Annotated in this window: 16 protein-coding genes; 7 read left to right on the forward strand and 9 right to left on the reverse strand. The window is 65.9% G+C overall.

Annotation, left to right across the window (positions count from 1 at the left end):
• The first annotated feature begins 56 nt into the window (after positions 1 to 56).
• Positions 57 to 1,526: a PLP-dependent aminotransferase family protein gene (locus VFZ97_17540; protein HEX6395240.1), complete on the forward strand. Its 1,470-nt coding sequence runs from the start codon at positions 57 to 59 to the stop codon at positions 1,524 to 1,526.
• A gap of 45 nt (positions 1,527 to 1,571) precedes the next feature.
• Positions 1,572 to 2,225 (forward strand): LON peptidase substrate-binding domain-containing protein, encoded by a 654-nt coding sequence (locus VFZ97_17545; protein HEX6395241.1) that lies wholly within the window; start codon positions 1,572 to 1,574, stop codon positions 2,223 to 2,225.
• Here the strand turns inward: VFZ97_17545 and VFZ97_17550 are convergent.
• The 5 genes from VFZ97_17550 to VFZ97_17570 are packed head-to-tail and all read right to left on the reverse strand — an operon-like array spanning position 2,206 to position 8,084.
• Positions 2,206 to 3,900 carry a type IV secretory system conjugative DNA transfer family protein gene (locus VFZ97_17550; GenBank protein ID HEX6395242.1) on the reverse strand — a complete coding sequence of 565 codons (1,695 nt, stop codon included), beginning with the start codon at positions 3,898 to 3,900 and terminating at the stop codon, positions 2,206 to 2,208. The genes VFZ97_17545 and VFZ97_17550 overlap by 20 nt on opposite strands.
• A gap of 59 nt (positions 3,901 to 3,959) precedes the next feature.
• Positions 3,960 to 5,264, reverse strand: coding sequence for a hypothetical protein (locus VFZ97_17555; protein HEX6395243.1), 1,305 nt, complete (start codon positions 5,262 to 5,264; stop codon positions 3,960 to 3,962).
• Positions 5,265 to 5,270: 6 nt separating this feature from the next.
• Positions 5,271 to 6,713 carry an SCO6880 family protein gene (locus VFZ97_17560; GenBank protein HEX6395244.1) on the reverse strand — a complete coding sequence of 481 codons (1,443 nt, stop codon included), beginning with the start codon at positions 6,711 to 6,713 and terminating at the stop codon, positions 5,271 to 5,273.
• The gene (locus VFZ97_17565; protein HEX6395245.1) at positions 6,706 to 7,785 is read right to left on the reverse strand and encodes a hypothetical protein; all 1,080 of its coding nucleotides are present in this window, start codon (positions 7,783 to 7,785) and stop codon (positions 6,706 to 6,708) included. The genes VFZ97_17560 and VFZ97_17565 overlap by 8 nt, the downstream gene beginning before the upstream one ends.
• Complete coding sequence (locus VFZ97_17570) at positions 7,785 to 8,084, reverse strand: DUF6112 family protein (protein HEX6395246.1); 300 nt, start codon at positions 8,082 to 8,084, stop codon at positions 7,785 to 7,787. Before VFZ97_17570 ends, VFZ97_17565 begins: the two co-directional genes overlap by 1 nt.
• Positions 8,085 to 8,152: 68 nt before the next feature.
• Here VFZ97_17570 and mobF point away from each other — a divergent pair, with 68 nt between their 5' ends.
• Positions 8,153 to 10,249 carry a MobF family relaxase gene (gene mobF, locus VFZ97_17575; protein HEX6395247.1) on the forward strand — a complete coding sequence of 699 codons (2,097 nt, stop codon included), beginning with the start codon at positions 8,153 to 8,155 and terminating at the stop codon, positions 10,247 to 10,249.
• A gap of 8 nt (positions 10,250 to 10,257) precedes the next feature.
• On the opposite strand, the gene VFZ97_17580 is transcribed toward mobF, so the two are convergent.
• On the reverse strand, positions 10,258 to 11,358 hold the full coding sequence (locus VFZ97_17580) for a CPBP family glutamic-type intramembrane protease (protein ID HEX6395248.1): 1,101 nt from the start codon (positions 11,356 to 11,358) through the stop codon (positions 10,258 to 10,260).
• A gap of 73 nt (positions 11,359 to 11,431) precedes the next feature.
• Here VFZ97_17580 and VFZ97_17585 point away from each other — a divergent pair, with 73 nt between their 5' ends.
• Genes VFZ97_17585 through VFZ97_17595 form a run of 3 tightly spaced genes read left to right on the forward strand, consistent with a single transcriptional unit; the run spans position 11,432 to position 14,059 of the window.
• Entirely contained in the window at positions 11,432 to 12,520 is a 1,089-nt protein-coding gene (locus tag VFZ97_17585; protein ID HEX6395249.1) for a YbhN family protein, read from the forward strand.
• Positions 12,517 to 12,984, forward strand: a complete 468-nt coding sequence (locus VFZ97_17590; protein HEX6395250.1) for a hypothetical protein — start codon at positions 12,517 to 12,519, stop codon at positions 12,982 to 12,984. The genes VFZ97_17585 and VFZ97_17590 overlap by 4 nt, the downstream gene beginning before the upstream one ends.
• A gap of 4 nt (positions 12,985 to 12,988) precedes the next feature.
• Positions 12,989 to 14,059 (forward strand): DNA adenine methylase, encoded by a 1,071-nt coding sequence (locus tag VFZ97_17595; protein HEX6395251.1) that lies wholly within the window; start codon positions 12,989 to 12,991, stop codon positions 14,057 to 14,059.
• On the opposite strand, the gene VFZ97_17600 is transcribed toward VFZ97_17595, so the two are convergent.
• Positions 14,048 to 14,983, reverse strand: a complete 936-nt coding sequence (locus tag VFZ97_17600; protein ID HEX6395252.1) for a sigma-70 family RNA polymerase sigma factor — start codon at positions 14,981 to 14,983, stop codon at positions 14,048 to 14,050. The two genes, VFZ97_17595 and VFZ97_17600, sit on opposite strands and share 12 nt — an antisense overlap.
• Positions 14,984 to 15,215: 232 nt before the next feature.
• On the opposite strand from VFZ97_17600, the gene VFZ97_17605 reads away from it, so the two are divergent.
• Positions 15,216 to 15,731: a MarR family transcriptional regulator gene (locus VFZ97_17605; GenBank protein HEX6395253.1), complete on the forward strand. Its 516-nt coding sequence runs from the start codon at positions 15,216 to 15,218 to the stop codon at positions 15,729 to 15,731.
• Positions 15,732 to 15,744: 13 nt separating this feature from the next.
• Here the strand turns inward: VFZ97_17605 and VFZ97_17610 are convergent, their stop codons facing one another.
• Positions 15,745 to 16,080 (reverse strand): rhodanese-like domain-containing protein, encoded by a 336-nt coding sequence (locus tag VFZ97_17610; GenBank protein ID HEX6395254.1) that lies wholly within the window; start codon positions 16,078 to 16,080, stop codon positions 15,745 to 15,747.
• Positions 16,081 to 16,133: 53 nt separating this feature from the next.
• Positions 16,134 to 16,826 carry a class I SAM-dependent methyltransferase gene (locus tag VFZ97_17615; protein ID HEX6395255.1) on the reverse strand — a complete coding sequence of 231 codons (693 nt, stop codon included), beginning with the start codon at positions 16,824 to 16,826 and terminating at the stop codon, positions 16,134 to 16,136.
• Positions 16,827 to 16,878: the final 52 nt, after the last annotated feature.

Raw genomic sequence — 16,878 nt, forward strand, 5'->3', positions numbered from 1 at the left:
TTGGACACAATGACAGTGCAGTCCAATATCCAATCGATAAGAAGTGGACTGATCAGGTGAGCAAGCTTGTATCTGACCTCGGGGACTGGTCTTCGGGCCGAGGGGCGCTCCACGAAAAGCTATCCACGCGTCTTGTCGCGCTTATCGAAGAAGGGATCCTGGCGCCGGGAACCCGGCTCCCGAGCGAGCGGTCCTTCGCACGGGATCTCGCCGTGAGCCGCACGACGGTCGTGACCGCGTACGAGTCACTGCGCACGACGGGAATGGTCGAGAGCAGGCACGGCAGCGGCACGACCGTGTTGGCACGACAGCAACTGGTGACGCTGCCCGACGAGCAACCGACTCTGGGAGCACCTATCTTCCGGCCGCTGCTGGCTCGCGGAGTCGAGAGCGGACCGCCGATCTCTTTCGCGTGCGCCGAGGTCCCGGGGTTGCCTGTCGTGGCTGAAGCGGTGCGCTCGTTTTCGGACGAGGACCTCAGCGAGTTGCTTTGCAGCAGCGGCTATTTCCCGTGGGGGCTTCCGAAGCTCCGAGAGGAGCTCGCCGACATGATGAGTTCCGAGGGGCTGACAACCACCCCCGACGAGATCCTCGTGACGACCGGCGCGCACCAGGCGATTGGGTTGTGTGCGTCGCTGTTCGTCCGCCCCGGGGATCTTGTGCTCGTCGAGAATCCGACGTATCCGGGGTGCGCGGACGCGTTCGCGTCTGCGGGTGGACGTTTGGTTTCGTTGCCGACCGATGAGGATGGGATAGTCCTCGACGGGTTGGAGCGGATGCTCAGCGCGTCGGTGATCGCCGCCGCGTTCGTGATCCCGACCTTCCAGAACCCAACCGGCTCGTTGATGGGCGAACATCGGCGCAGGCGCCTGGCGGAGATCGCCGGCAGGCTCAGAGTCCCGGTGATCGAGGACCAGGCGCTGGCTCGTTTGCGTTACGACTCGCGCGAGGTTCCTCCCCCGATCGCGTCATACCCCGGAGCGGAGAGGGGCCCTGTCATAACCGTCGGGTCGCTCAGCAAGGCGTTGTGGGCCGGACTGCGGGTCGGTTGGATCAGGGCGCCGCATCCATGGATCGATCGGCTCGCTCGCCGGAAAGTTGCAAGCGACCTCGGAAGCGGAGTGCTCGACCAGGCTGTCGCGGCCCGTCTGGTCAGCCGGCTGGACGAGTTGCAGCCCGATACGAGCAAGCTGCTCGCCGGCCGTCTCGAGAACACGGAAATGCTCTTGCGATCGCATCTCCCGCGATGGAGATGGAACCCACCGGCGGGTGGCCCGTCCCTGTGGGTGCAGCTTCCCTTCGAGGCATTGCCGTTCTGCCAGCTGGCTCTTCGAAACGGCGTGGAGTTGGTACCGGGGAGTTTGTTCAGCACCGATGGTTCGTTCGAGGATCACATCCGGATCCCCTTCACCGCCGATCCGACGGTTATGGCTGAAGCGGTCGAACGGATGCGGGCGGCTTCGGATGCGATGACCGGAGACGCCTCGCGATCCGAGCAGCCACGCCTCGCCGAGCTGGTGGTCTGATCGGGCGACGCCGCCACCAAACGGCGTCGCGCCTACTCTCGCCGGGTGCCCCGTCGGATTCCGGTGTTCCCGCTCGGAACGGTGCTCGTCCCGCACGGCATCCTGCCGTTGCACATCTTCGAGCAGCGGTACCGGGCTTTGATGAACGACCTTCTTTGGGACGAAGCGAGCGGATCGCCGCGGAACGTGGAAGACGGAGTCGAACCCGAGATCGGCGTCGTGCTGATCGAACGTGGGAACGAGGTGGGCGGAGGGGAGCAGCGATCGATGTTCGGGACGGTCGCCCGTTTTCTCGATGTCGACCGCACCGCCGACGGCCGGTTCCTTGTGGTCATCGGGGGAACCCGAAGGTTCTCCGTGGTTAGCTGGCTACCAGACGACCCATATCCGATGGCGGACGTCGAGGAACAGCCGGACGAGACGTGGGACCCAATATGGACCGACGCACTCGACGTCGCCGAACGCGAAGTGCGCCGGGCGCTTGCGCTCGCCGGAGAGCTGGCGGACGTCCCGGTGTTGCCGCCGCTGACGCCCGATCCTCTCGAGGCCATGTGGCAGCTTTGCGCTGCGATACCCGTCGGGCCTTTCGATCGTCAGCGGCTGCTCGCCGCCGATGGGGTGGCCGTCAGGCTTACTTTGCTCGCCGAGTTGGCGGGCGACGCGGCGTCGTTGATTGCATTCAGGCTGGGCCAGATCTGACGTCGGGTCCGACGTGGGCCGCTGGCAGTGCGCGCCGTCGCAGCATGGGGTCAGCGAACCAGGGACGGAGCCGGAGCCGGACGGGTGCCAGATGTCCGTATATGAGGATGGCTTCCCCCGGCGGTACTCGGCGTAGGCGGTCGGATGGAAGCAACCGCCGAAACGCCACCGCCGACGAGCGTGTACGCCGCCCGTCGGTTTGGTCGAGGGTGTAGCTCTCCTCACGAATCGCCTGCTCCCCCGCAAGGCCGGACAGCAGATCGAGAGTCGGGAGATCGGAGACGCCGGAGAGCAGCAGCTTGGCCCGGTGGTTGTTGACGATCGTCCGCGCCCTCTCGTTCCCGTAACGGCTCGACAGCTGCCCGAGGTCCTGGCAAACGGTCACCAACTGAACGCCGAGTCCGGCACAGGTCGATGCGAGAGTGTCGAGATCGCGTACCGGCGCGATGTTCGCCGCCTCGTCGAGCACCACTAGCAGCGGCGGATCTAGGGGGCGGCCCGTTCGGGCGACCCGGTCCACGGCAACGGCGATCACCGACGAGACCAGCGCGGCAAAGACGCCCTGGACCCGCGCCTGCTCGTGGCTCGGGCCGCACAGGTACAGACTCCCTCGCGCATTGATGAGGTCGTCGAGGTCGAAGTCGGTCGAGGACGTCCAGGCGGCGACTGTCGGATCCTCGAAGGGGGCGAGAACGGTCTCCAGCGTGGTCGCCACCGAACTGCGGATCCGCTCGTCCCGTCGTTCGCACGCCGACAACGCCAACGCCGCGTCGTCCTCGCCGGCGATTTGGAGCGCTTGTCCCGGCTCATTGAACTCGGACGTGTTGGTCCAGCGGACCACTTCTGCCATGCTCCATCCCCCCGAGTTGGCCGCCAGAAGTAAGGGAGCGAGTTGCTTCGAAGCGGCCGCGTACCAGAACGCCGCGTCTGCCATGCCGGCGCGAGCCGGGGTCGCATCTACCATCCAGGAGGCGGTGCGCTGGGCCCCGGTCCAGTCCCGACAGAGCGCGAGCGGTGACCAACTGGCCAGCGGTGCCAACCCCGATCCACCCGTCGGATCGAAGATCCACACCGGGCCCTGAGTCGAACGCCAAGGTGTCGTGTGCCGAGCGAGGTCGTCCTTGACAGACGTCGCCACCGCTGGGCCGTCCCATTCCAGGAGAGCCGGGATAGCGAGCCCCGAGGTCTTTCCTGATTGCGTAGGACCGAGGACGAGGACGGAGTGGCGCGCTTCGGTAGCCACGAGCGGCTTCAAGTACAGACCCCCGAGACGACCCAGTGCTAGTCGGGGCCGGCCACGCCGTGACCGGGTTCTCAGCACGCGAGTATCGGTGCGTGTCGCCCACCGCGCTCCGTCCTTGCGGGCTGCAGACATAACGCCGTTCAGGTTGGCGATCCGCCGGACGAAGATGCGCGCCGAGAGGGTCGCGAAGACGGACCCGAGCATGACGATGGCCGCAAATAGGTAATAGACGAGCGCCCCGGGACCCCGGTCAGTTGTCGTCGTGGTTGACAGTGTCCACGCTCTTGCGGGTTCCCGGGCGTGTCGCCAAAGCGCGGCGAGGGCGCGGAGGGAATCAGTGATTGGCCGCGGTAACGAGTGCCCGGTAACGGCTATCCAGGCAGCCTGCGCGGACAGCCAGTTCAGCAACGCAACAGCCCCAACGATGGCCACGCCGGCAAACAGCAATGACGCAACTGGATCGCTGCGGAACTCGCGGGGCGGTGGTCCCCTCAAGATTGCGGCGTTCCGGCGTCTACCGTCATACCCGTGTCGCGCATGGCGAAGTCGGTGTCGACGAAAGGAGCTTCGATTCCGCCGACGACATGCTCAACAAGGAAGGATCGCCCGCCGACCCTCCACAACGCGATCCCGCGGGGCAGGTGGACAATGACGTCGCGTTCTGTACGTGACAACGACAGAAGCTCCGAAGTCAAGTCCGCTTCGGAAGCCGGTTGCCCGAAAGCGACCCTGGTCTCCGAGTCGGCGAGCAACCCTTGTGCGAGCCTTTGCTGAACCGACCCCTGGGCTCCGGCAGCCTTCAAGTCGGACAGTCTGTGCACGACGGCCAGGGTTGAAACCCCAAAGGAGCGGGAGAGCTTGAACACCGACCGCAGCCAGCGAGCAGCGGCCAGATCATGCAGAATCGCCCAGGCCTCGTCGATCACGACCAGCCTCTTCACACGATCCCGCCTAGACAGCGCGGATTGCATCCACCCGGTGGCGCAGCTCATCAGGAGTGCCAATGCCGGGGACATGTACACGCTCGAAAGATCAAGCACCACCAATCGACCCGAAAGGTCGACGTGGGACGAGGTAGGACCGTCGAACATGCCCGCGAGATCACCTTCGACCAGACGCCTCAACTCGAGCGCGACCAGCCTTCCGTCCTCGGCAAGCGAAACCCGGTCCGTATACACGGCGGCCGCGGCTTCCTCCCGGGGATCCAGCAACAGCCGAACAACGTCGCTGAGTGTCGGCTTGCGAGATGTCGTCGACGCCGAACGAACCGCGAGCTCGACAGCGGTGCGCTCGGCCGGCGTCAATACCCGACCGAGCGTCGATTCGCCAAGTGAGCAGACCAGGTCGGCCTGACGGCGGGTGACCATTAGCAAGTCATCCCGCGATGGTGAGGCCGGCGCTCCAAGGTCGAGAGGGTTGAGGCGCACCTGGCCGCCCGGACGCAAGACAACCGGCTCCACACCCACCGCCGCCGCGAGCGGGCCGTACTCTCCCTTCGGATCGAGGATCCAGGCTTGTCGGCCAAAAATCATCTGCCGCCAGACGAATGTCTTGACGAAGGTCGACTTCCCGCGGCCGACCTGACCGAGGACGATCAAGTTCGGGTTGGTGAGAACCTCGGCCCCGTACAGAACCCACGGATCGAAGCAAAACGGCCCGCCGCCCAGCAGATCCCTTCCGATGAAGGGGCCTTGCTCACCCAGGCCGATGTCACTGATGAAGGGATAGACAGCCTGCAGATTCGCTGTGGTCGCCCGGTGGGCCGGGGGCTCCGGCGCCCTGGCTCTGGTGATCATCGGCCTTCAGCGCAGACCGCGCGCCAATGGAAGCGTCCATGTGAACGCCTCCCGCTGGCGCCCGTACAGCCTGCGAATCTCGAGGTGGGCCGCCTGAGCAGCATGCTCCGTCTCGGCGCAAGCGAGACCGAGACCTTCGCGGTCCGGCGCGCTCACAGTTATGTACCCGGAGAATCGGTACTCCACGTGCCCGCGGGCAAGCTCTTCCTCGCGGCGGACCGGTCCCTCCGCCTCTTTATCCCTCCGTGCGCTCGGCGTGAATCCCGCGTTGGTCCGAATGTGTTCCTCCGCGACATCGGCAGTGCGCGCGGATCGCGCTTCGCGTGCGGCCCGTACCGCCGGGACCGGAGCCATTATCAGTGAAGTCGCCCGCCGTTCCCCTCCCATGAGCAAAGGACCCATGAAGTCTGGGCCCACTTGGATTCGAGGCCATTCGGCAATCCAGTAGGTGGCATGGCAGGCGTGATCCGCTTGAACGAACGACCAGCCTTCCGCTTCGGCCATCGGGCTGAAAGGACGAGTCAGCTTGGAGCGCCGAGATGTCGCTGGACGATTGGTGTGCGCGGCTTCGAGGACCGTGGCCAGCGCGACCGCATCGAGCGGGCCTGCTGTCCACATGCCGGCGTTGCGGAGTTGCCCTTCCAATAGGCGGAGTTCCCTGCGGACGGTCTCGCTGGCACGCCGCCCGCTAGGGCCTCCTGCCCAGGCGGGTCCCGGGACTGCCAGCACAAGCCATACCTCGCGCGTTTGCCACGAGGTTGCGGCGGTTCTCACGACTTCGAGGTATCCGTCAACCTCGCCGCGCGCGCACGAAAGAGCCTCGGCCCTTTCTATCAACGGAGCCGCTCCCGCCGGCGACGTCCGTTCTACCCACTGAAGCCGGCGCACTGGCGTCCCCGGCCTGCCGATCGAATTCAAAACGACGCGCCAGGACTCCAGGCTGCGGGCCTGCTCCTCGGGATCGAGCAACGAGAAGGAACCACCCCTGACCGGGACGACGGCAGCCCAGCTGCCCGCGCTCCTGTCGAGCAAAACGCCGACCGGTGGCTGACCAGCTTCGGCGGTCAGCTCGACAAGATCGATCCCTGTCGGGCCGGCGAAGGCGCGACCGCACGAACCTCGCGGTGTCGACTGGCGAGGCGTGCGCAACCCGTCAGTCGGTTCTGGTGACAGCACCGGGCCGTTCATGTTGCGGACCAGCCACGTAAGGCCCCACCTCAACCATGAAGCCGCTGATTGGCCGTCCTTAGACCAGAAAGCAGCGCCAGATGATGCAACGAAGGCGAGGAACGCGAGCGGTGGTCCTGCAAGCGATCGAAGAACCCGGGCAGTGACCCATGCGACAAGCAATCCGCCGGATGCGATGCCGATCTGAACCGGTTGCAGGCCTAGCAGCAGTCCTCGTCGCTCGAGCGGGTCGAACGAGTACCGGGCTACGCGTTCATCCATCGCTTCCTCCCGCTGGTATTCGGTAATCGGGTGCCCGAACCGCCAAGGGTTGAGCAGTCACCGGAGACGTCTGAGGCCGAGCACTCTCGCTGGTCGTCCGCGCAGCGAGCAGCCGCATCACCAGTGGATTGGTAGGCGCGGCGACCGCCGATGCCGCCCGGGTCGCCGCGCGAAACGGCCGCCGCGCTACCCCCTCGAGGTGGGCGATGACGTCTACATCGGCAATCGGGACGAACCTGAGCAGAACGAACGGTGCGAAGGAAGCGATGAGCAGAATGCCCGCGCCTTCCAGTGCTCCGTCGATCGACCGATCGCCCGCCACCGTCGACATTCCCAGCCAGAGCGTTGCAAAGATGACGAACTTCGATAGGACGAGCGCGATCAGAATCTGTACCGATCGCTTGGCTATCGCGGCCGTGGCCGGCCATATGTATGTCACCAGGCAAAGTGGCATGAAGAAGACGGCGACATAGATCGCCGCAGACCTGAGCACGAGTTCCAGCCAGACGAGGACCGCCCCGGCGAGCGCCAACAGGCCGATGCCGATCGTTACCAGCGCCGGCGAGCCGGTGGCGAACGCATCGCTCGCCAGGTTCTGAAGTGCCCCGTGGACGTTGAGATGAGTGCCGACCACCGTCGAGGTCAGCGAGTCCGTCGCTCTGATCGCAAGATCGGTGAGAACCGTGGCTGCAGCGGCCGCCAGAACCGCCACCGGAAGCCCAACGGCCCAGACCCGGCCCAAACGTCTCAAGTCCTGGCGGACGATCGAACCGATCGTCGCCACCAGCAAGATGGGCGTGACTACCGCCTCGAAGGCCTTTGCTGTCGCTCGATAGGCGGTACGGAACCAATCTGCCCCGACGTTCGGGGTTACGCCGAACAGGCCAGCCACGTGACCGATGAGCCACGTGTCCGCGGCAGAAAGGTATGAGATGAAGGCACCCATCAGCCCGTCTGCGATGGCACCGGCAGTGGACCCCGCCAGGTCGCTGCCGAGCGGGCTGACCGTGCAGCCGGACAACCCGACGATCGGCAGGCAGGGAAACCCTCCGTCCGGCGAAACCTGGATCATCAGAGCCTGGCGCCTTTATCCACGAAGAAGGTGATGATCTGCGGTGCACCGCCTATCAGGACGGCGGCGAGGGCGGAGACCATCACGCCGCGACGTCCGTTGACCGCCTGCTGGTAGTTGTGCGAGTAGTGGCCGAACGCCCAGATCACTGCTCCGACAATCAGGCCGAGCAGGGCGGCCATCAGCGCCCATCCGTCGATTCCGTTGGCGAGCGACTGAAGAACGTGCGACCCCGGAAGCTGGGCCGAATCGGGTTGGACGGTGGGACCGTCGCTCGGCAGCGATAGGAGCATTTGCATCCGGCACCTCCGTGGTTGGGTTGGGAGGAGTATTTCATAGTTTTTAATGCTTCGCTAGTGTGTTTCATATGTTGGTTCTGAAGCCCGTTGGCGACCGGGTCGCCGGCTACTACCTGAAGCAAGGGCCCGGCGAATGGCTGGGCCGAGGTTCGGACCGTCTCGGCCTGCACGGCGGAATCGAGGCGGCGGCAATGACAGCCGTCCTGCGAGGCTGCGATCCGTCGCGGGGCGTCTACCTGCCTCGGGTCAAGTCGCCTCGCCGGCGAGCGGGATGGGACCTGGTGTTCGCGGCTCCCAAGTCCTTGTCTCTTGTGTCCGCGACATCTTCTGGAACCGCTTCGGATCTCGAGCCGTCTATCGGGTTCGCCCATCGATGCGCGGTAAGAGGGGCTGTCGAGCACTTGGAACGGGAGTCCGGCAAGGAAATCGTCGGAGCTGCCTTCGACCACCTGCACAACGCCGGCGGTGAGCCCCACCTGCACACCCACGTGCTGGTCGCAAACCTCGCGCCCACAGCTGCCGGCTGGGCTGCCCTTGGAACTTGGCTGCACAGGGAGGAACTGGCGGCCGTGTACCACCTGGGACTTCGATACCATCTCGACCGAACCGGATTGCAACTCGACTGGCGGATCCGTTCAAACGGGTTGCCGGACTTGGCAGTAGTGCCCCGCGCGGCAGTTCGCGCCGCTAGCACCCGCAGCCACGAATCAAGGGGCGGAGCAGGTTGGGCCGGTCGCAACGGACCGCCCAGAGCGTGGGGGGCAGCGGTGCTCCATGCCGGGTGGGGTTCCTCCCATGCGTCTCGCGCCGCCCACGAGTCGATGGGCCCTCGCTCGTCCGTTACGCCAGGCGCCGCGTCCCTTGAAGCTCGAGTGAGCGCGCGACTGCTCACCAGGGGTTCGACCTTCACCAAGCGCGATGTCATCGCGGCTCTCGCCGCTGCGTCGCAAGCTGGCTTCGACGCAGAGGCCGCCACTTCGTGGGCGGACGCATTCTTCAACGCATCGAGCCCGATCGGCTCGGATGTGGGAGCTGACCGGCGGACCACTACACGAGCCGTGGACGCTGATCGCCGACTAGCCGCGCTGATCGAACGGCGTGCGGAGCGACGAGCTCAGGGAGTTGCCGCCGGAGATTTGGAAACGGCTGCCCAGCTTGACCCAACGCTGTCGTCGCGTTCGCGCGAGACAGTCCGATCCCTCGTTGGTAACGAAGGAGTTGTCCTGCTCGCCGCGGGTCCCGGGCGCTCGAACTTCGTTGCCGACGCGGCTATCGGAGCAGCATGCGCGTCAGTGTGGGAATCCCACGGAACGACCGTCGGAGTCGCGGCCCGTAGCGCGGCCGAAAGCGCGAGATGGGCCGCGCTTTCGGGCATCGAGGCCTTTCACCCTTCGGTGCGTCCGGACGTACTGATCGTCGACCAGGCCGACCGGCGGCCGCCTGGGGAGCTCATGGCTCTGCTGTCAGCCGCACCGGAAGCCAAGGTCGTCTTCGTTGAAGGAGGAACCCTTCCGCGAACTCGCGTTGACGGCTCACTCGGTTACAGCCAAACGACTACCGCCCTCACTCGACTCGATCCGGGACCGGCGCCTGAGTGGCGCGCTCTCCCAGACGTGCCGCTTGCCGGTGCATTGACTGGTGTCGCCGCCGGCAAGCTGCTCGACCACTGGGCTCAGTCGTTCGGAGTTGCCCGCACGGAGAATCCCACGATGGTTGGGCTCGGGGTGCCCGAAACCCTGGCGCTGAACGACGCCGCCCGGCGACACCTCCTCGACACCGGCCGCCTCGACGGTCCGTCGATCCAGTCCCGCGGCCGTGCCTTTCAGACCGGTGATCGAGTCGTTGCCATCCGCGGCGCCGGCGCTGGGCTGCCGGCCGGCACGGTCGGCACGATCGTCGAAGTCGACCCAAAGCGGCGAAGCGCAATGATCAGCTGGACCGACCGCGCTACCGAGATGAAACGCGATCAGCTTGGGACGATCGGGCACGCGTACGCGGCCACTCCCCGGTTGGCGTCTCGTATGGAAGGACCGGTATTCGTTCTCGGGCGGGCAGAAGGCCTCGGTATCGAACGCTCTAGAGTTGCCGCTCAGATCTCGGTGGAGCGACGGGGGCCGGCGCTCGAACGCGAGAGACACCGTGTCATAGTCGGCCGTGAGCTTTGATAGGACACCTACGGACCAGAGACGTGATCGGTCCAGGCGTAGCCGTCCCACCATCGCCAGTAATGGATACCTGAGGGGTCCGGGTACCACCCCGGTGAAACCCATGACGAGGACGGCCGCGGGCCAGAGGACGGCCACTCGCTGGACGACGCCCACTCGCTTGAGGGAGGCCAATAGCCTCCCCCGCCCGCACTCCCCCCCGGCGACCAACCGACGCGAGCCGCACGATCCCGGTCGCCCCGCTCGACAGCCCAGGTGATCGGGGCGGCGATCCATATCGCGACGGTGATCAGCAGAGCGACGCCGGCGACCGCCGCCCACCGCTGAGACAGAAAACCGACCGTGTCCCACGCGGCATGCGTAACGATCAACGGGATCAACGCCTGGGTGCGAAGGTATATCCAAAGGAAGATCGCCGCCCACACCACGATCCCGACAACGCCGGGCCCGTAATAGATGTGATACGACCCGCGCAGCACCAGAGCGACCACGACGATCTCCCAAAGTGGGCGGCGAGCCTGGCGCAAAGTGACGACGAGGAACGCCAGGACCACGAGCTCCTCGACTATGCCTGCCTGCACCGAATCGGCGACTCCGAACAGCAGCTCTGGCGCCGACGGCTTTGTCGTCGGCAAGTGCCCCGTCTGCAGGACTGCGTTGACGATCCCTCCGACGATCTGGGCGAAGATCGCCCAGGCGAAGATTCGGGTGGTCGCACCGGCCGCGAACCGACCGTCGGGTTTGCGCTGCCAGCGCAAACCCAACGTGGCAGGCGAAACACCGCGGCGAGAAGACAGCAGCAACACCAGGACAACAGCAACCGCCGACTGCATCAGCACTTCGATCGCTTGGGGCACGTAGAGCGCCCAGCTCGCGTTGGAAAGGACGTCCTTGTAGCGGTTGGCCAGCAGGAGACCGGCGGCGATCACTCCGGTGAGGAAGAACGCCGAGAACGTGAACAGGACCTCCAGGTACGCCCGCTTTGCGGTGATCGGCGCCAGTTCGGGAGCCGGGGCCGGAGACCACCAGTGTCTTTTCTTCTCCGGAGGGAACGACCCGGGTGGAGGAGGCGGAAGGGCCCCCGTCGCCGCCACGGTCCGCTCGTGCATCACCGTAGGGTGCCACAGGGCTCACAGACGGCGCGCGTATCTTCAGTGTTTACAGCGCGAATATGCGAAGAACGTGACCACCCCACCCGATCCGCCGATCGTCGCGCCCTCAGCCGGCCGGTGGTATCAGGTCTGGCGAGTGGCCCGGTACCTTCTCGGGCTGGCCGCTGTTGGCTTCGCGGCGTGGATCGTGAGCGGCAAAACCGACGAGCTCTCCGGCGCCACCACCTACCTCCGTCACCTCCGCTGGTGGTGGGTCGCGGTTGCAGTCGGCGCCGAAGCGGTCTCCTACCTCGCGCTCGCCTCTCTGCAACGCCGACTCCTTCGCTCCGGCGGGGTTCGGGTCCCCATGGCTCCGATGACGGGCATTGCCCTGGCAGGGAACGCGATCGCGAACTCGCTCCCGGGCGGCCTGGTCTTCTACTCGGCGTACAACTACAGGCAGTACCGTCGCTTCGGCGCGGACGAGGTGCTCGCGGGCTGGACCTTGGTCGCCTTCAATGCGGTCACTTTTGTCAGCCTGTCGGTGATCTCCTTGGTCGGCTTGACGATGGCCTTGACCGCGGGCAACGCATACGACCTCGTGGAGGCGATTCTCGGAATCGCGATCTTCGCCGGCCTGATCGTCATCCTCTGGGCGGAAAGGGTGTGGTTGCTGAGCCACATCACCCGCGTTGTGGCGTTGAGCCAGCGAGTGCTCCGGCACCCTTCACCCAGTCGCTCGGCCGGGGACGTCGTGCACGGATGGGTCGACCGGATGAGCGCGATCACTCCAAGCCGGCGCAACTGGGCCAGGGCGATGGTCATGGGATTCGGCAACTGGATCGCCGACTGCGCTTGCCTTGTACTCGCGTTCATGGCAGTGGGCGCCGGCGTCCCCTGGCGTGGGCTGCTCCTCGCGTACGGCGCCGGCCAACTCGCGGCCATCCTGCCGATCACCCCGGGCGGTCTCGGGGTGGTCGAAGGCAGCATCACGGTCGCATTGGTCACCTTCGGAGGGGGTCAGGCCTCTACCGTGGCGGCCGTGCTCCTCTACCGGCTGATCTCCTTCTGGCTGCTTCTGCCTGTGGGATGGGCATCGTGGCTGGCGTTGCTGATTGCCGGGCGGAACCATGACCGCAGCACCGTGGTCCCAGAACCCGAACGGTTGGCTGCGACATGAGCCGGGGGCACGCGGGCGTCGTGCGTATTCACGCGAAACTGGCGGCCGCCATCGTCGCCGGCCTGCTCCTGGGCCCCACCGCTGCCGCCTGTAGCTCGACTCCGACTCCCGGCCTGTCCAACGGGTCGGTCAGCGCCTGCTACCGGGCGATACCAACAGCCCGGAAGGCCATCCACGACACGCACGCGACGCTGATCGGCGTTCACCGAATTCCCGCCGACAAGGTCAGGTCCCACCTGCCGCCCGCCGAGCAGCATCAGCTCGATGAACTCGCCGGCGACAACGACACGACCGTCTGCTCGGTCGCCTTCCACGGCAGGTTCACCCCCGGGCAGGTGGAGCTCGCCCCTCCCGGGGAGTCGGGCAGCTACGCGATCGTCCTGGTCAGCAGCAAGAGGCTCAAGCTGATCGACACCGCGGTCCTGAACCGCCTCCCCCGCTCGCTCGGCAGGAGGCTCGTCTGAGCCGGTGATCAAATACATCGGATCCAAACGCCGCCTGGTTCCCGTCCTCGGCGAGCTGCTCGTCCGGGCCGGCGCGCGCACCGCACTCGACATGTTCACCGGCACCACTCGGGTTGCTCAGGAGTGGAAGAGACGCGGCGCTCACGTGACCGCTGTCGACGTCGCCCGCTACTCGGCTGTCCTCGCCGAGTGCTTCATCGCAACCGACGCCCGCGAGATCGATGTCCAATCGCTCAACGAGGCAATTTTTCATCTGCAGCGCCTGCCCGGAAGCGACGGCTACGTCACCGAGACGTTCAGCCGCCAGGCCAGGTTCTTCCAGGAGGACAACGCCCGACGCATCGACGCAATACGCGACGCGATCGAGCTCGAGTGGTGTGGGCATCCGTTTCGGCCGCTGCTACTGACCAGCCTTCTGCTGGCCGCCGACCGGGTCGACTCGACGACCGGAGTCCAGATGGCCTACCTCAAGCAGTGGGCCCCCCGCTCGTACCAGCCCCTCGAGCTGAGGGTGCCGGAGCTGATTGCCGGCGAGGGACGGGCGCTTCAGGGAGACGCCGTCGACGTCTCTTCACAGCTTCCCGAGGTCGACCTCGCCTACCTCGACCCTCCATACAACCAGCACCGCTACTCGGGCAACTACCACGTGTGGGAGACACTGATGGCCTGGGACAATCCCGACCATTACGGGGTGGCGTGCAAGCGGGTGGGGTTGAGAGGCGAGGAGGGGGTGAGCGTTTTCAACCGGCGGCGCGAGGCGCCGGCTGCGATGGCCGCGCTTGTGTCGGGGCTCAAGGCTGAGGTCGTGTTGATCTCCGGGAGCGACGAGGGGTGGATCCCCGTCGAGGACCTTGCCGACATGGCGTCGGGATGTGGGGCGGTCGAGATTCTGGCGTTCGACTCGCGTCGCTACATCGGATCGCAGATCGGGGTATTCGACCCTCAGGGGAAAAAGGTCGGCATCGCCGGCAGAGCGCGCAACACCGAATTCCTGGTCGTTGCGGGGCCGGCGAAGGTCGTCTCGCGTATGTGCGTGGGGTATCCCACGGCCACCCGTGAAGGGTTAGCCGGTTAGGAGCTCGCGTGCGCCGCGGTCGGTGGAGGGGTGGCGCAGCTTGGACATCGCCCGCGCCTCGATCTGGCGGATCCTCTCCCGGGTGAGGCTGAAGTGCTCGCCGACCTCGTCCAGGGTGCGGGGCTCGCCCCTGTCCAGACCGAAGCGAAGGCGGAGTATCTCCCGCTCGCGCTCGTCGAGGGCTATCAGCATCTTGTTCACTTCGCCCGACAGGAGGGCTGCCGCAGCCGCGTCGAAGGGGGAGACCGCCGAGCGGTCCTCGACGACGTCGCCCAGCTCGGCGTCGCCGTCCTCGCGAAGGGGCTCGGACAACGAGAGCGGCTCGGCGGCGTGACGCAGGATCTCGGTGACCTTCTCCTCTTCGAGCTCAAGGTCGGCCGCAAGCTCGGCGACCGTCGGCCGGCGCCCGAGCTGGCCTTCCAGCCGGCCCCTCGCCTTAGTGACCCGGGTGAGCAGGTCGCCGGCGTGGACCGGGAGACGCACGGTGCGGCCGGTGTTGGCGATGCCTCTGGTGATCGCCTGACGGATCCACCATGTGGCGTAGGTGGAGAACTTGAAGCCCTTGCGCCAGTCGAACTTCTCGACCGCATGCATCAGACCGAGGTTGCCTTCCTGGACCAGGTCCAGCAGGGGCAGTTCGGCAGCCTGATACTTCTTGGCGATAGACACGACCAGCCGGAGGTTCGCCTTTACGAACGTCTCGGCGGCGTCGTCGCCTTCGCGGATCTGGCGGCGCAGCTCCCGCTTGCGCGCGGGAGTGACGGTCTTACCTGACGCCATCTCGGCTCTCGCCTCACGCCCGGCCTCGATGGCCTGGGCCAAGCGCGCTTCGTCATCCTTGGTGAGAAGTGCGTGCTTCCCGATGTCGTTCAGATAGAGGCGGACCAGGTCCTCCTCGGGCTGAGCGGCGTGGTTGTTGGGCAATCGTCCTCGTCTCTCGATCTACCCGGGCAGAACAATTCGGCGATACCCGCTAAGGCTGGCAGGGGGCCTTCTTAGGTTCGCCAAGGGATTCACATAGTACCTGACCAGGGGCTGTCCGTGAAGGGATATCTTGGCGTTGCTTGCGGTCACAATCAGCTTTCGTCGGGTCGGCAGTAGGGTGTGGCGGGTGAGTGCTGAGGCTGCTTCCCCAGCGTCGCCGGAGGGTGTCCCAGTGACTGTTGTGCAGAGTGCTTCGCCGGAGGAAACCGCGGTTCCTGCTTGGCTCAGCGACTACGAGCAGGGGCTGTGGAGAAGGCTCCTTGCCGCCGAGTGCCGGCTGCGGGAGAGGCTTGATCGGGAGCTGCAGGAAACGCACGGCCTGACCCTCGGCGACTACGACGTGCTGGTCCACCTGTCCGAGGCGGAGGGCGGGTCGTTGAGGATGTCGGAGCTGGCGGAGAGGTTGTTGTTGTCGCGGTCGGGGCTCACCCGGCGGGTGGATGGGTTGGTCAGGGCGGGCTGGGTCGAGAGGAAGTCCTGCCCGGACGACGGGCGAGGGTCGCTGGCCGTGCTCACCACTGCCGGCCTGGAGCTGTTGCGATCCGCCGCGCCGACCCACGTGGCCGGCGTTCGCCGCTATCTGATCGACCCGTTGGCAGGGATCCACGGGCTCGCCGGCCTGGACCGGGGCCTGGCCGCGGTCGAGGAGGCGTTCGGCGAGCGCCTGAAGTCCGGCACGGACAGGTGAACCTCCGCGCCGTTCAGGTCGGCGTGCTGCCGGTGACGAAGTCGCCGCCCTGCTCGATCCACCCTTTGGTGCCTCCCGCGACCGACACGGCGTTATAGCCCGCGTCAACGAGGGCCTTGGTGGCCGCGAGGCTTCTGCCGCCGACGGCACATATGACATAGAGAGGGTCCGCTTCGGGAATGTCGTCCTGGCGCTCGGACAACTCGCCGAGGGGGATGAGCACAGCCCCGGGAACGTGGGCCTCCTCGTATTCGTCCGGATTGCGCACATCGAGAACGGTCGCGCCGCCGGCGTAAGCCTTGGCGAACGTCTCCAGGTCGACTTCGAGCGGATTGGGGGAATCCTGCATGGCAACCATTGTGGCGCACTCAGGCGTACACGGGTTCAGGCGACCCACCTGGGCTAACCCCGGGATAATCGCCGCCTCAACCGCTCCGACCGGGCGCGGACCAGAGCGGCAGCGCGTTCCTTTACGATTTGCCGCGCGCCCGGTTGCGTATAAAACGGCTGCATGAACCACTCTTCGCAAACCGATCCTTCGCTCTGACGTTCGTACGCCACCCACTTTGCGTCTCGCGATAGCTCCTTCCACCGCGGGTCGAGTGCGAGGAAACGGTCTAGAACGTCAACGGCCGGGAGGTGCAGGTCGTCGATGAGAACAACCCCTCCGACGCGAAGCCGACCCGCTCCGTAGTACCAATCGATTATCGGTGCTGGAAAACCGTGGCAGCCGTCGATCAACACGACATCGAAGTCCGACCCGTCGCCAGGCAGATCGGGAAGGCCCCGGTCGGAAGGTTCCGCCACGAACGTGACCGTGTCTGTCGGAATGGCCTGATCGTGGCAAAAGGCGACAATCGCATCGATCTCCTCTTGTCCAGGAGCCACACACGTGTGCAGTGTCCGCCACGCCGCAAATAGGACTGTAGAGATGCCGGCTCCCGTTTCGAGGGTCCTGTAACCCGGCTTACACAGATCCGCAAGGAACCGGTAACAGCTCTCGTCGGTCGACCACACCCCTGTGAGCGTCCCCGCGTCAGCATCTCGCTGCGACATGTAATGAACGAGCGGCGGATCCGCGAGCAGTCTGCTCACGGCCTGTTGGCGCTCAGACGCATCCTCAGCTGAGGTAGGGCGCATGACGAGA

Source organism: Acidimicrobiales bacterium, from assembly GCA_036378675.1.
In the GTDB taxonomy this organism is placed as follows: Bacteria; Actinomycetota; Acidimicrobiia; order Acidimicrobiales; family Palsa-688; genus DASUWA01.